Source organism: Brevundimonas sp. GW821-FHT10A07 (genome assembly GCF_059415785.1).
On sequence record NZ_JBWKNX010000003.1, the window covers coordinates 155,997 to 169,566 of the forward strand.

Sequence of the window (13,570 nt, forward strand, 5' to 3'; positions counted from 1 at the left end):
TTTGCGTTCGGGCGATAGTCCGGGTTAGAGACCCGAGCCTCCGCAGCCGGTGCGCAGATAGTCGTCGATATAGCCGAGTTGTTCAGCCATGATCTCGCGGGTCCAGGCTGGGCCGTGCGCATAGTCCTTGATCAGGTGGTACTGGATGTCCTGGCCGCTGCCGCGTGCGCGGCCGACGAACAGATCGGAGTGATCCTGAGTCACCGTGCGATCGCGATCGCCGGTGAAAACCATCATAGGGATCTGGACCTGGTTGGCCCGGCTGATGGGGTTAAGTCCGTTGACCGTGTCGCGTTGGGCTTCCCGCGTATAGGGGTTCTGGAACATGCTGGACCGGATCTTGGTCAGATCCGATACGCCGGCGCCGGCGATCGCGCATTTATACAGGCCCTCGGGACGGATTCCGGCCACCATGGCGGCATAGCCGCCGTAGGAGAAGCCGAACATGGCGATGCGGCCCCGCTGCGCGACGCCCTGGTCGATCAGCCATTTGGCGCCGTCGTCCTTGTCGTCCTGCATCTTCTGGCCCCACTCGTTGTCGCCGGCCATCCAGAGGCGTTTGCCCCAGCCGTCGGAACCTCGGTACTGGGGTTGCAGGACGGCGTAACCGCGCGACGTCATCATGGCGCGCCACGACGAATAGTCCCAGGTCATCTCGTCACGTGCCCAGGGGCCGCCGTGGGGCATGATCACGGTCGGATAGGGCCCCGGGCCGAAGACGTCAGCCGGCGGCTTGCTGAGGAAGGCTGGGATGTCGAGCCCGTCGCGGGCTTTGTAGTAGACCAGTTCGGTCTTGCCGATCGTCGCCGGATTGATCTGAGGGAAGGGCTGGCCCAGGGGCGTGAGTTGACCGTTGCGGAAGATGAAATAGGCGCCGGGATCGTTCGACGCACCTGACCACACGACCACGGTGCCCCAGTCCTGGGACGCGGCGGCGACCTCCATATAGCGGTCGGTCTGATAGGCGATGGTGCGGGTCGACCCTGTCGCCGGATCGGTGACGCGTAGTGGATGGGATTCGATGTTTAGAGCCTTCTCGAGGCCAGTGATCAGGCTCTCATAACCAGGTGCGATCGGAAATTCGGTGCCGCGCGGACCACTATAGCTGAAGGAGCGCACTTCACCGAAATTCGGGCCCTGGACGCGGTTGATGCTCATGCCGGCCGCCTCGAACAACGGGTGTTCGAAGACCACTTCGCCGAGCTGGCGTGTAGCAATATTGTACTCGAAGACTGCCGCCTTGTCGCGACTGCGGTTGGAGACGACATAGGCGATATTCGGATCGGGACTGAAGCCGGCGACCGCGAAGACTTCGCGGTTCTTGACATGGCTACGGAAGTGCTCGTCCCAGCCGCCGCCCGCATTCTTGAATTGGGTGGCGATGTATAAGCCTTCGGCATCGCGGTCGGCGATATTGCGGACCCGCAGATCTCCATTCAGATCGGTGTCGTAGCCAATCACGCGTTCGCTGGAGCGCTGGATGCGTTCCGAGCGGTTGTTACGGACGTTCAGCCGAAGGACGTCGCCGTTGATCTCGATCAGGATATTGTCCGGATCGTTGGGCAGAGAATCGAGAACCGACGGACTCTGTGTCTTAAGGAACTCCGCCTCGTCGTCCGAGCGAGGGCGGAACGACGATATAGGGTCGCGCCAGTTCCGACCTTGGAGGTCGGTGAGCAGAAATTTGCTGAGGAAGGTCTTGATGATTGTGCCCTGTGCGGCGTCGTAAGGCTGCCACATCGAGACGCCGAGCACGTCATTCTTTACGAATGTGACGCCCTGGAGCTTCATCTGAGATGAGCCGATCACCGTGGGAGCGCGGTCCAGGTGTTCGGCGTCCCAGACCAGAATGACCCGTTCTTCGCCCCGCGCCTGTAGGGCTGCGATGTGTTTTCCGTCGGGCGACACCGTGAAGCTCGACATGAGCGGGAAGGCGGCGAACTGCTCGACTGTCGGCGCAGGAGCAGGACCTGTCGTCGCCTGCGCCATAGCCACGCCGCTGGTCGAGCCAAGTAGGAGAACAGCGCTGAACGCTGCGGCCGTTAATCTCAACATTACAAAAACCCCCACACCGGTCGAACGCCGGCCCAATTGTGGCCGCAATGAACCAAATTGCTCTGCCCACGGCAAGCGTCAGCGCAACAGCCACAAGGCGAGACGGAAAATTGGCCGATTGGAGCGATTTTTTCCCCGGTTTTGTGCGGCAAGGCTTCGATTAGGGGACTTCACTTAAAGCCGACTCACATTATCGCCGTAACCTTCTCTTAACCCTCGTGGGCGCAATCATTAACACGCTCATAACCAATGTGATTCGGCGGGGCGGTCGCATCGGTTTGAAGGGGGCAGGGTCGGAAGGTCGGAAAAGAAATGTCGCTCTCATTGGTCAAGCCGCAACACACTGAACTGAAGCCCCGTATCGTCGTGTTCGGCGTCGGCGGCGCCGGCGGCAACGCCGTGAACAACATGATCGACGCCGGCCTTGAAGGGGTCGAGTTCGTCGTGGCCAACACCGATGCGCAGCACCTCAGCTTCGCCAAGACGGATCGCCGCATCCAGTTGGGCGAGACCATCACCCAGGGCCTGGGCGCCGGCGCACACCCCGAAGTCGGCATGAACGCCGCCGAGGAGTCGGCCGACGAGATCCATCAGCACCTCGAAGGCGCGCACATGGTGTTCATCACCTGTGGCATGGGCGGCGGCACCGGCACCGGCGCGGCCCCCGTCATCGCCAAATGCGCGCGTGATCGCGGCATCCTGACCGTCGGCGTCGTGACCAAGCCCTTCACCTTCGAGGGCCGTCACCGGATGCGCCTGGCCGACGCGGGCGTCGCCGAGCTGCAACGCTATGTCGACACCCTGATCGTCATTCCGAACCAGAACCTGTTCCGCGTCGCCAACGAACGCACCACCTTCGCCGACGCCTTCGGCATGGCAGACCAGGTGCTGCACTCGGGCGTGCGGTCGATCACCGACCTGATGATCCTGCCGGGCCTGATCAACCTCGACTTCGCCGACGTCCGCGCCGTCATGTCCGAAATGGGCAAGGCGATGATGGGCACCGGCGAGGCCTCCGGCGACGACCGCGCCCTGCTGGCCGCCCAGAACGCCATCGCCAACCCGCTGCTGGACGAGACCTCGCTGAAGGGCGCCAAGGCCGTGCTGGTGAACATCACCGGCGGTCTGGACATGACCCTGCTGGAAGTCGACGAGGCCGCCAACGCCATTTCGGCCGAGGTGGACGGCGACGCCAACATCATCTTCGGCGCCGCCTTCGATCCGGCGCTGGACGGCAAGATCCGCGTCTCGGTGGTCGCCACCGGCATGGACGAGAGCGGCGTGCAGCGCGCCGAACCCTCGGCTCCGGCTGCGCCCTCCCAGACCGCGCCCCTGGCGGATCACGGCGCGCGCCGTTCCGCCGGCGGCCTGTACGGAACCCAGGCCTCGCGTGCCCCCGAGCCCGCCCGCGAACCCTACCGTGAGCCGGTCCGCGCCGAACGCGCGCCGGAACCGCGTCCTGAGCCCCGGATCGAGGCGGCCCCCGTCGTCCCCAGCTTTCAATCCCCTCCCGCGCCGGAGCCCCGGCCCGAGCCGGTGATCCGCGTCGCGGAACCGACCTCGCGCGCCCTGGACCCGATCGTTGATCCGTGGGTCGAGGAGTACGAAACCACCCGCGCGCCGGCCGCGCAGTCCAGCCGCGCGCCCGAGCCCCAGGGCGACCTGTACGCCGCCCGTTCGCCCGAGCCGGCCGTCGATGACTACGACGACCGTGACCACCGCCGCAGCGGCTGGAGTCTGTTTGGTCGCGGCAAACGCGCCCAGCCGCAGCCCGAGCCGACCTACAGCCCCCGTCCGACCTCGCAGATGCGGTCGGCGGCCCAGCCGCAGGCCCAGGCCGAGCCCGAGACGGGCCATGCGGACGACGATCTGGAGATTCCTTCTTTTCTCCGCCGTCTCGCAAACTGACCGACTGAAATTCTGAAAGCCGCGCCCCGAAGCCACTGGCTTCGGGGCGTTTTCAATTGCGACGGTCCCATAACGAAACAATCCGAAACCCGACTTTCATTTCGCACTTGCGGGGGCAGGGCTAGATCACTCGAGGGGCGAAATCCGCACTTAGAGGCGGGACCCAATCAGATTGAAGCGAGTTTGAGTTTGTCGGTCAGAAACGACCATCACGAGCGCACCATCATCGCGCCGGCCATCATCGCCGGCGTCGGGGTGCACACCGGCCGCCGGGTGCGGCTGGCGGTTCGTCCTGCGCCTGCGGGGGCGGGGATCGTCTTCGTGCGCACCGACGTGACCGACCGCGACAACCGCATCCCCGTCTCGGGCGAGGCCGTTGTCGACGCCCGCCTGAACACCATGATCGAGAACGCCGCCGGCGTGCGGCTGTCGACCATCGAACACCTGATGGCGGCTTTCTGCGCTCTGGGCGTTTCGAACGCCGTGGTCGAGGTGGACGGGCCGGAACTGCCGATCCTGGACGGGTCGGCGCTGGAGTTCGTGCAGTTGCTGGACCGGGCGGGCTTCCGTCCCCAGGCGCAGCCGCAGCGCTATATCGAGATCCTGGAGACGGTTCACGTCACCGAAGGCGACAAGCACGCGGCCCTGTTGCCGTGCGACCGCTATGAAATGCGGTTCGAGATCGACTTCCCTTCGGCGGTGATCGGCAACCAGATCATCGATTTCGTCGTGGACGAGCCGACCTTCCGCAAGGAAATCATGGCCTGCCGCACCTTCGGCTTCGCCCATGAAGTCGAGGCCCTGCGTCAGGCGGGTCTGGCCCGCGGCGGCTCGCTGGAGAACGCCGTGGTCATCGACGGCGACGAGATCCTGAACCCCGGCGGCCTGCGGATGGAACGCGAGTTCGTGCGCCACAAGGCGCTGGACGCCATCGGCGACCTGTATGTCCTGGGCGCGCCCCTGCTGGGTCGTTACGAAGGCTACAAGGCCGGGCACGCGGTCAACAACAAGCTGGTCCGTGCGCTGCTGGCTGCGCCCCATGCGTGGCGCGAGGTCACACGCGTGCCGGAGATGGCGCAGGCGGGCTGACAAGCGCATCAGCCTTTCCCTCCCCAGCGGGGGAGGGGGGGCGAAGGCGCAGCCGAAGCCGGGTGGGACGGGCAGGGCGCCGGTCCACTGATTTATCTTTTCGGAAATAGTGCGTCCCTGCCGGGCCGCCCCCACCCCGTCGCTGCGCGACGCCCCTCCCCCGGACGGGGAGGGAGGATTATCGTGCGCGCGCCTAAACCCCGATCACGCTGATCAATCGGCCAAAGTCCGGTTCGCCCTGCTGGAACGCCCGGCGGTTGGAGTAGAAGCGCGCCGCGTCGGCGCAGGTGTCGTGGCCGGTCCAGACGGCCTGGCCGACGCCGGCCTGTTGCAGGCGCCACAGGGCGAAGCCGGGCAGGTCGAACCGGCGTTTGTCGTCGGTCTCGCCCGGAAGGAAGAAGCGCTCGCTGCCCGGGTCGTGGTGGGCGAAACGGTCCTGGAAGTCGAGGCCGACCTCATAGCTGGCGGGGGCGATGCAGGGGCCGACGACGGCGCGGATGTGACGGGGATCGGCGCCCAGGGCCTGCATGGCCGCGACAGCGGAATGGACCACTCCGCCCAGGGCGCCCTTCCAGCCGGCGTGGACGGCGGCGACGATCCGCGTCTCGGGATCGGCCAGCAGAATAGGCGCGCAGTCGGCGGTCAGGACCGAGCACAACAGGTCGGGTTCGGCGGTGACGACGGCGTCGCCCTCGGGCCGGTCGCCCTGCCAGGGGCCGTCGGCGACGCGGGCGACGGCGGAATGGATCTGGTAGCAGCCGTTCAGATGATTGACGTCGGCGCCGAAATGGGCGGCGACGCGACGGCGGTTCTCGGCCACGGATGCGGGATCATCCTTCGAACCGACGCCGGCGTTCAGCCCTTCATAGACGCCGGTGGAGACGCCGCCGGCGCGGGTGAAGAAGCCGTGGTCGAACCCGGCGGCGGTCAGCAGCGGATGGGTGATGGGGGCCAGGTCGCTCACAGGTCCCACCCCGGCACGATCAGGGTGCGGGGGGAGAAGATCGCGGCGGCCTTGAACAGGCTTCCCATCTGGTCCTCGGCGGTCAGGCGATGCAGTTGGCGGTCGATCACGGGGGCGGCGTCGGGCCGTCCCGCCTTCAACCGTTCAGCGCGCGCTTCGATCCCCAGCCGTCTCAGGAACTCGCCCTGGGTCAGGCAGCCGGTGACATCGGCGCCGGCGCGGACGGCGGCCTCAAGCACGCGCGGGAAGTCGGCCCACTGGGTCAGGTCGGCCTCGCCGGGACTGTCCAGCGGATCGGCCTTCTGGTGGCGGCGCAGGGCCTGAAGCGTGTCGCCGGCCTCGGGCCGGGCGCGGCCGTAGTCGATGAGCAGGGCGGCGCCCGAGGCGGCCTTCATCAGCCCGGCCAGGTCGCGGCCGAAGATCGCCTGTTGTTCCGAAATCTCGAACACCTCGCCGGGCTCGATGTCGAAGCCGGGTTTTTCGAACCCGCCGGAAATCGCGGTCAGGCCGAAGATCAGGTCATTGTCGTCGGTGACGCCGATGCGGCGTTCGGCCCAGCCGCCATCGGTGCGGACGAACTGGCGTGCGGGCAGACAGTCCAGAACCTCATTGGCGATCAGGATGACGGGGGTGTCGGTCTCGATCCGCGTCAGGTCGCGCACCCAGCGCGGCGACAGGTCGGCGCCGGCCAGGGCCTTCTCCTGAAGGTCCCGCAACGGCGCGCTGGGCTCGATCAGGATCAGGTCGCAGGCTTCGAGGAAGCCGGGGACCAGGCGGGCGGCGCGCAGGGCGTCGCTCATCAGGGTTCCGTCGCCGGGGCCGACCTCGACCAGACGGAACCGTTCGGGCGCGCCCAGCCGGTTCCAGGTCTCGACCGCCCACAGGCCGATCAGTTCGCCGAACATCTGGCTGACCAGGGGGGCGGTGATGAAGTCGCCGCCTTCCCCCAGAGCAGGGCGCGAGGCGTAATAGCCGCCCCGGGGATCATGCAGGCAGCGGGTGACATAGTCGGCGACCGTCATCGGCCCCGTCAGGGCGATCTCGCGCGCCAGACGGGTTTTCAGGGTTTCGGCGTCGCTCATGCCTGGACGGGCGGCCGGTTCCAGGCGCGCCAGATCAGCCAGCCGCCGACCAGGATCATCGGGATGGACAGCATCATCCCCATGGTCAGGCCCAGCGGGAAGTCGGGCATGCCGAAGTCGGGCTCGCGCACATTCTCCAGCGCGGCGCGGCAGACGCCGTAGCCGACCAGGAACAGGCCGGTGATATAGCCCGGCTTCTTCAGCAGATCGAACTTCCAGATGCCCAGCGACAGTATGGACAGAAGCACGATCCCCTCAAGGCCCGCCTCATAGAGCTGGCTGGGGTGGCGAGGCGCGTCGCCGGCGGGGCAGAAGCCGTACATCTGCTGGATACGGGCGTTGCAGAAGCGCACGGCCCAGGGAACGGTCGTCTCGCGACCCCACAACTCGCCGTTGATGAAGTTGGCCAGGCGGCCGAACATCAGGCCGATGGGCACGACCGGGGCGATGACGTCGCCGAGGCGCAGCATGTCGATCTTCTGGCTGCGGGAATAGAGGACGATGGCCAGGCAGACGCCCAGGAATCCGCCGTGGAAGCTCATGCCGCCGGTCCAGAGCTGGAACAGCTCGAACCGCTCGCCCAGGGTCTGGCCGGTGAACAGCTGGGCGTACATGATCGGCTTGTAGAACAGGGCGTAGCCCAGGCGGCCGCCCAGGATGATGCCCAGCACGATCCACAGGACCAGGTCGTCCAGCTGGGTGGTGTTGATCGGCGGCTTGCCCGGCGCCCACAGGCGTTCGGTCTTGACCAGACGGGCGGCGTACCACCAGCCCAGGACGATGCCGGCGACATAGGCCAGGGCGTACCAGCGGATCGGAAGCGGTCCGAGATGGATCAGGACCGGATCGAATTCGGGAAAGGGCAAGGGGCGTTCCTGTGCAAGCCTGTCTCAGAAGGGCGGTTTAGCAAGCGTCGCCGGCTGCGTCGCCTGTGAAGAAAGATCACGACGCCTTGATGGCGTCCGCGAAGCAGCAGAAAGAAAGGTTTCATTCACCATAGTCGGTGAAGCTTCGTTAACGACGTTGAAGTCGGAGACCGCCATGCAGACCCGCAATCCCATCCTGGACGAGTTCGCCAAACTGACCACCGGCGCCATGGGCCTGGCCCAGGCGGCGGGAGAAGAGGCCAAGACCGCCTGGCGCGCCCAGACCGACCGGATCGCCGCCGAGATGGACCTGGTCCGCCGCGACGAATTCGATGTGCTGAAGGCCGAGATCGCCGCCCTGCGGGCCGAGATCGCCGAACTGAAGGCGGCCCAGAAACCTGCCAGCAAGCCCGCCGCCAAGGCTTCCGGCAAGCTCGCGACGGGAACGTCCACAGATGGAACTCAACCCGGGGACGCAGCCGGTTGAGCCGAATCCGCGAACAGGCTTACCACTCTGTTAACGGCCGCGATTCTCGCGGACGCAGCGCGAATCGAGAGACTTGATGGACATCGCCCGGCCCGAGGAAATGGACACGCCCTTCGACCCGCTTGAGGTCGTCGAGCATGTCCTCACGGCCGAGAACCTGCCGTTCGACCGCACCGACGACGGCGACCTGGCCTTCGCCCTGGCGGGGGACTGGAAGGATTACGAGCTTTGGTTCGCCTGGCGGCCCGAGGGGGATTGTCTTCAGCTGTGCTGCGCCCTGGATCTGCGTGTGGCCAAGAGCCGCAAGACGGCCGCCTATGAACTGGTCGGCCTGATCAACCAACGCACCTGGATGGGCCATTTCGAGGTCTGGGCCGAGGACGGGGAGATCGTCTTCCGTCATTCGCTGGCCCTGCCGATGGGCGAACGCCCGACCCTGGCCCAGGCGGCCTCGATGATCGATGCGGCCATCGAGGCGGCGGATCGCTATTACCCCGCGTTCGACTTCATGGTGCGTGGGAACAAGAAGCCGCAGGAGGCCATCGACGCCTGCCTGTTCGAGACCGTCGGCAACGCCTGATGGCGGGGTCCGTCCGGTCCGGGGGACCTGTCGTCCTGGTGGGCTGCGGCCGGCTGGGCTCGGCCATTCTGGAAGGCTGGCTGCTGACGGAGACGGTCGCGCCGGCCGATCTCATCATTCTCAGTCCGTCGGAAAAACCCGCCGCCGAGGCGGCGCGGGCCCAGGGCGCGCGGATCAATCCGCCGCTGGAGGCCTTGACCGGGGCAAGCGTGATCGTTCTGGCGGTCAAGCCGGCGATCTGGCGCGAGGTGGTGACGCCCCTGGCGCCCTTCCTGAGCGATCAGGCCGTGATCCTGTCGGTCATGGCGGGGGTGACGGCGCCCACCCTGGCCGAGGGGATCGGCGGCTGGCCCATCGTGCGCGTGATGCCGACGACCGGGGTGTCGCGCGGGCGCGGCGTGGCCTCGATCTGGTCGGCGGATGATCGCGCCCAGGCCCTGGGACGGGCCTTGTTCGAGCCGATGGCCGAGACGGTCGTTCTGGCGGACGAGGCCCTGATGGATGCGGCCACGGCGGTGGCCGGATCGGGCGCGGCCTATTTCTACGCCTTTACCGAAGCCCTGGCCCGAGCGGGTCAGGCCAGCGGCCTGGACGCGGCGACCGCCGACGTCCTGGCGCGAGCGACCCTGCGGTCGGCGGCGGATTCGATGGGCGACGATGATCTGGAGGCCCTGATCGGCCGTATCGCCTCGCCGGGCGGCTCGACCCGCGCCGGGCTGGACGCCCTGGCGAAGGAGGGCCGCCTGACGCGGATGCTGGACGAGACGGTCGCGGCGGCCGTGCGGCGAAACCGCGAGATGGGCTGAAACCCGACGCCTCTCTCCCGTCGCGAAACGGGAGAGAGGCCTGCGGGATCAGAATCGGCCCTGTTCGATCTGGTCGCCCAGACGTCCGAAGGCGCGGTCCGCGTCATGCCAGACGCCGAAGCCCCAGACGTCGCGAATGTTCGGCGAGAAGTAGGAGAAGTCCACCGGCCGGGACTGGCCGTCGGCGGTGACGATCTCGCCCTTGATCGCCGCGCCGCCGATGGACACGCTGCGGATCGGGTCCAGGCCCGGCGTCTGGCGGATCTGTTCGAAGGTGGGGCGGTTCGGCTTCAGGTCGACCAGGACCAGATTGGCGGTGGCGCCCGGATAGCGGTGCTCCAGCGCCTGACCGACTTCAGCCTTCAATTCGTCGATCTGTTCGTTGACTTCACGTTCGCCGAGTTTCTCGATCTGGCGTTGCAGTTCGGGGCCGACGGTGACGTTGACCGTGGGGGTTTGCGCCTGGGCCATGGCGGCGACGGCGAGCGCCGCGGCCAAAGGGGCGAAGAAGGCGAGTTTACGCATCGTGTTTTGTCTCCATGCCCTGTCGGCATGAAGATGATCCTTCCTGCACGGTTCCGCTAGACGCCGGACATCCAAATCTCGCTCCGTCCGCCCGTTTGAGCGCCCTGGTTCAAAAAATACGCCGTCAGGCGGCGGGAACGACGGTCGCCTGGCCGGGCACGCGGATGATCGCCTTCAGCCCGCCCAGGTCGCTGCGCTCCAGGGTGACGTCGCCGCCGTGGCCGCGCGCCACGTCGCGGGCGATGGCCAGGCCCAGGCCGACGCCCTTGCGGTTCTGGTTGCGGGACTCGTCCAGACGGGAGAAGGGGCGGAAGGCCTCGTCATACAGATCTTCGGGAATGCCGGGGCCGTCGTCCTCGACGGCGATCTCCAGCCCGCCCGAGGCCAGCGACCGCGCCGAAAGACGCACATGCTCGCCGTGAGAGGCGGCGTTTCCGGCCAGATTGACCAGGGCGCGCTTGAAGGCGAGCGGGCGAAGCGAGGCGGTCAGGCCCTGGGCGACCGACAGTTCGACCTCGGCCCCGGCGCGCCTGGCGTCTTCGCCCGCCGCCTTCAGCAGGTCGAGGATCGACACCGGTTGGGGCGGTTCGCCGGCCTCGCCGCGGGCGAAGTCCAGATATTCGTCGATCATATGCTCCATTTCGTCCAGGTCGCCGCGCATGGCGGCCTGACGCTTGAACGGCGGGGCCAGGGCCAGTTCCAGCCGGAGCCGGGTCAGGGGGGTGCGCAGGTCGTGGCTGACCGAGGCGAGCAGGGCGGTGCGCTGGTCGATGTGGCGCTGGATCCGGTCGCGCATGGCCAGGAAGGCCACGGCGGCGGCGCGCACCTCGCGCGCGCCGTGCGGCTTGAACCGGGGCACGGTCTCGCCCCGACCGAAGGCCTCGGCGGCGTCGGCCAGGCGTTCGATGGCGCGGACCTGATTGCGGATGAACAGGATCGCCACCCCCATCAGCAGGACGGTGGCGATGGTCAGCCACAGCACGAAGATATGGGCCTGGGTGGCCACGGCGCGCTCGCGCGGGGCGATGATGCGCAGCACGCCCTGCGGCTCCTGCACCTGGATGTCGACATAGGCGGGGTAGCGGGTGGTGTCGAACCAGTAGGGGCGGTCCAGTCGGGCCGCCAGCGCCTTGTCCAGCACGCGGTCCACCACCCCGATGGGGCCGCGCCTCTGTTCCGTCGGCAGGGTTCGCCCCTCCTGCAGCGCGATCGACAGGGACATGGACCGCTCGGCCCGATCGGCCAGTCGCTCCAGATTGCGTTGGCTGGGGTCGTCCTCATAGCTCTCGACGGCCCAGGCGATATCGCCGGCAAGGCCCTCGGACAGGCGCGCCGTCACGGTCTGCCAGTGGGCGTCGAAGAAGATCCAGGTCACCACCACCTGCATGACCAGCACCGGCAGGACGATGATCAGCAGCGACCGCCCCCAGAGCGAGGTCGGCAGGCGCCGCTTCAGAAAGCGCGGCCACAGATAGGCGGGCAGCAGCCGCATGGTGTTCGTCGCCGGCTCAGTCGGGCGCGAGCATATAGCCGACGCCGCGCACGGTCTGGAGATAGCGCGGGTTCTTGGGGTCGGCTTCCAGCTTGCGCCGCAAGCGGGTGACCTGAACATCGACGGCGCGGCCGGTGATGTCGGCCGTGTCGGGCGACAGGCTCATGCGTTCGACCGGGGCGTGGGCGTGAAGCGCCAGGGTCTTCAGCAACTGGGCCTCGGCCTCGGTCAGGCGCTGGGGCGCGCCGTCGCGGATCAGCTCCAGCCGTTCCATGTCGAACACGGCCGTGCCCAGCTTGATCTCGCGCGGGCCGATGGGCTTGCCGCCCGTGCGGCGCAGGATGGCCTCGATCCGCAGCACGAGTTCGCGCGGTTCGAACGGCTTGGACATATAGTCGTCGGCGCCCCGCGACAGCCCCTCGATCCGATCCTCGGGATCGCCGCGCGCGGTCAGCAGCAGGACCGGCGTCTTCGATGTCTCGGCCTTGGCGCGAACCCAGGAGGTCAGGTCCAGGCCGCTTTCGCCCGGCATCATGACGTCCAGCACGACCAGGTCGAACTCGATCAGCTCCATCATCCGCTTGGCCGCCGCCGCGTGGGCGGCGCCGGTGACGCGGTAACCCTCGCGCGACAGATACTCCTTCAGCAGTTCGCGGATGCGGTCGTCGTCGTCGACGATCAGCAGATGGCGACCCACGCCCGGCCCGGCGATCGGACCCGAGCGGCCATATGCGCGCGTTTCGGCCATGCTCATCCGCAATTCTCCCGATCCCGGCCGTTGACCTGAGCGATTCGGGGAGCTCTAACAGACAGACTTCTGCAGGAGACGTGTTTCAATGGCCTTCGTTCCTTTCGACGATCGTGATGGATGGATCTGGTTTGACGGCGATTTCGTGCCCTGGCGGGAAACGAAGACGCATATTCTGACCCATGCCCTCCACTATGGCTCGTCGGTATTCGAGGGTGAGCGTATGTACGGCGGCGAAATCTTCAAGCTGACGCCGCATTCGGAGCGCCTGAAGCGGTCCGCGAACCTGCTCGATTTCGAGATACCTTACAGCGTCGCTGAAATCGACGCCATCTGTAACGAAACCTGCGCCAAAAACGGCTTGCAGGACTGCTACGTGCGCCCGGTCGCCTATCTCGGCCCGGAACAGACCAGTGTTTCGGCCCTGAACAACAAGGTCCATCTGGCGGTGGCCGTCTGGGACTGGCCCAGCTATTTCGACCCTGAGGTCAAGGCGCGCGGCCTGCGTCTGGAATGGTCCAAGTGGCGCCGCCCCGATCCGAGGACGGCGCCGACGACCGCCAAGGCGGCCGGCCTGTACATGATCTGCACCATGTCCAAGAACACAGCCGAGCGGAACGGCTTCGCCGACGCCCTGATGCTGGACTGGCGCGGCTATGTGGCCGAGGCCACCGGCGCCAACGTCTTCTTCGTCAAGGACGGCGTGCTGCACACGCCCAAGGTCGAGCACATCCTGGACGGCATCACCCGCCAGACGGTGATCGAGATCGCCCAGGCCAAGGGGATCGAGGTCGTGGTGCGCGACATCCTGCCGGAAGAACTGTCGGACTTCTCGGAGTGCTTCCTGACCGGCACCGCCGTCGAGGTGACGCCGGTGGCCGAGGTGGGCGACTATCGCTTCACGCCGGGCGCCCTGTCGCTGGACCTGATGGAGACCTACGGCCGGCTGGTGCGCCGCCAGGCCTGAG

General features: G+C 67.1%; 13 protein-coding genes. 6 read left to right on the forward strand and 7 right to left on the reverse strand.

From position 1 onward, the window contains the following. Window positions 1-24 precede the first annotated feature (24 nt). Window positions 25-2,130, reverse strand: a complete 2,106-nt coding sequence (locus AC07NC_RS03690; RefSeq protein WP_494568625.1) for an alpha/beta hydrolase family protein — start codon at window positions 2,128-2,130, stop codon at window positions 25-27. Window positions 2,131-2,367: 237 nt separating this feature from the next. Here AC07NC_RS03690 and ftsZ point away from each other — a divergent pair, with 237 nt between their 5' ends. Both ftsZ and lpxC read left to right on the forward strand, forming a co-directional pair. Continuing rightward, window positions 2,368-3,963: a cell division protein FtsZ gene (ftsZ, locus tag AC07NC_RS03695; RefSeq protein ID WP_492071294.1), complete on the forward strand. Its 1,596-nt coding sequence runs from the start codon at window positions 2,368-2,370 to the stop codon at window positions 3,961-3,963. Between the two features lie 189 nt (window positions 3,964-4,152). Further along, complete coding sequence (gene lpxC, locus AC07NC_RS03700; protein ID WP_426024875.1) at window positions 4,153-5,052, forward strand: UDP-3-O-acyl-N-acetylglucosamine deacetylase; 900 nt, start codon at window positions 4,153-4,155, stop codon at window positions 5,050-5,052. Between the two features lie 193 nt (window positions 5,053-5,245). Here lpxC and pgeF read toward each other — a convergent pair whose 3' ends face one another. From pgeF to lgt, 3 genes are read right to left on the reverse strand one after another with little or no spacing between them, the layout of a single operon-like run. After that, a complete protein-coding gene (pgeF, locus tag AC07NC_RS03705) occupies window positions 5,246-6,016 on the reverse strand; it encodes a peptidoglycan editing factor PgeF (protein ID WP_494568626.1) in 771 nt (256 codons plus the stop codon). Next, window positions 6,013-7,098 (reverse strand): class I SAM-dependent methyltransferase, encoded by a 1,086-nt coding sequence (locus AC07NC_RS03710; RefSeq protein ID WP_494568627.1) that lies wholly within the window; start codon window positions 7,096-7,098, stop codon window positions 6,013-6,015. The genes pgeF and AC07NC_RS03710 overlap by 4 nt, the downstream gene beginning before the upstream one ends. Further along, complete coding sequence (lgt, locus tag AC07NC_RS03715; RefSeq protein ID WP_292147785.1) at window positions 7,095-7,964, reverse strand: prolipoprotein diacylglyceryl transferase; 870 nt, start codon at window positions 7,962-7,964, stop codon at window positions 7,095-7,097. Before lgt ends, AC07NC_RS03710 begins: the two co-directional genes overlap by 4 nt. A 175-nt stretch (window positions 7,965-8,139) precedes the next feature. Here lgt and AC07NC_RS03720 point away from each other — a divergent pair, with 175 nt between their 5' ends. The 3 genes from AC07NC_RS03720 (at window position 8,140) to AC07NC_RS03730 (ending at window position 9,837) form a co-directional block, all read left to right on the forward strand. After that, on the forward strand, window positions 8,140-8,451 hold the full coding sequence (locus tag AC07NC_RS03720; protein WP_494568628.1) for an accessory factor UbiK family protein: 312 nt from the start codon (window positions 8,140-8,142) through the stop codon (window positions 8,449-8,451). A 76-nt stretch (window positions 8,452-8,527) separates the two neighbouring features. Further along, window positions 8,528-9,031 carry a type III secretion system chaperone family protein gene (locus AC07NC_RS03725; RefSeq protein ID WP_008260608.1) on the forward strand — a complete coding sequence of 168 codons (504 nt, stop codon included), beginning with the start codon at window positions 8,528-8,530 and terminating at the stop codon, window positions 9,029-9,031. After that, on the forward strand, window positions 9,031-9,837 hold the full coding sequence (locus tag AC07NC_RS03730; RefSeq protein WP_494568629.1) for a pyrroline-5-carboxylate reductase family protein: 807 nt from the start codon (window positions 9,031-9,033) through the stop codon (window positions 9,835-9,837). Before AC07NC_RS03725 ends, AC07NC_RS03730 begins: the two co-directional genes overlap by 1 nt. Window positions 9,838-9,885: 48 nt before the next feature. On the opposite strand, the gene AC07NC_RS03735 is transcribed toward AC07NC_RS03730, so the two are convergent. The 3 genes from AC07NC_RS03735 to AC07NC_RS03745 form a co-directional block, all read right to left on the reverse strand. Continuing rightward, window positions 9,886-10,362 (reverse strand): hypothetical protein, encoded by a 477-nt coding sequence (locus AC07NC_RS03735; protein ID WP_372705066.1) that lies wholly within the window; start codon window positions 10,360-10,362, stop codon window positions 9,886-9,888. 124 nt (window positions 10,363-10,486) lie between these two features. Further along, window positions 10,487-11,854 (reverse strand): ATP-binding protein, encoded by a 1,368-nt coding sequence (locus AC07NC_RS03740; protein WP_008264280.1) that lies wholly within the window; start codon window positions 11,852-11,854, stop codon window positions 10,487-10,489. 16 nt (window positions 11,855-11,870) lie between these two features. After that, a complete protein-coding gene (locus AC07NC_RS03745) occupies window positions 11,871-12,602 on the reverse strand; it encodes a response regulator (RefSeq protein WP_369733943.1) in 732 nt (243 codons plus the stop codon). 88 nt (window positions 12,603-12,690) lie between these two features. Between AC07NC_RS03745 and AC07NC_RS03750 the strand changes: the two genes are divergently transcribed. Next, window positions 12,691-13,569, forward strand: a complete 879-nt coding sequence (locus AC07NC_RS03750) for a branched-chain amino acid aminotransferase (RefSeq protein WP_008262906.1) — start codon at window positions 12,691-12,693, stop codon at window positions 13,567-13,569. Window position 13,570 lies beyond the last annotated feature (1 nt).

What these genes read in the sequence shown, in the direction of transcription:
- ftsZ (WP_492071294.1), top strand. Translation starts at nt 2,368, where the DNA reads ATGTCGCTCTCATTGGTCAAGCCGCAACACACTGAACTGAAGCCCCGT.
- AC07NC_RS03710 (WP_494568627.1), bottom strand. Translation starts at nt 7,098, where the DNA reads ATGAGCGACGCCGAAACCCTGAAAACCCGTCTGGCGCGCGAGATCGCC.
- AC07NC_RS03720 (WP_494568628.1), top strand. Translation starts at nt 8,140, where the DNA reads ATGCAGACCCGCAATCCCATCCTGGACGAGTTCGCCAAACTGACCACC.
- AC07NC_RS03725 (WP_008260608.1), top strand. Translation starts at nt 8,528, where the DNA reads ATGGACATCGCCCGGCCCGAGGAAATGGACACGCCCTTCGACCCGCTT.
- AC07NC_RS03730 (WP_494568629.1), top strand. Translation starts at nt 9,031, where the DNA reads ATGGCGGGGTCCGTCCGGTCCGGGGGACCTGTCGTCCTGGTGGGCTGC.
- AC07NC_RS03735 (WP_372705066.1), bottom strand. Translation starts at nt 10,362, where the DNA reads ATGCGTAAACTCGCCTTCTTCGCCCCTTTGGCCGCGGCGCTCGCCGTC.
- AC07NC_RS03740 (WP_008264280.1), bottom strand. Translation starts at nt 11,854, where the DNA reads ATGCGGCTGCTGCCCGCCTATCTGTGGCCGCGCTTTCTGAAGCGGCGC.
- AC07NC_RS03745 (WP_369733943.1), bottom strand. Translation starts at nt 12,602, where the DNA reads ATGGCCGAAACGCGCGCATATGGCCGCTCGGGTCCGATCGCCGGGCCG.
- AC07NC_RS03750 (WP_008262906.1), top strand. Translation starts at nt 12,691, where the DNA reads ATGGCCTTCGTTCCTTTCGACGATCGTGATGGATGGATCTGGTTTGAC.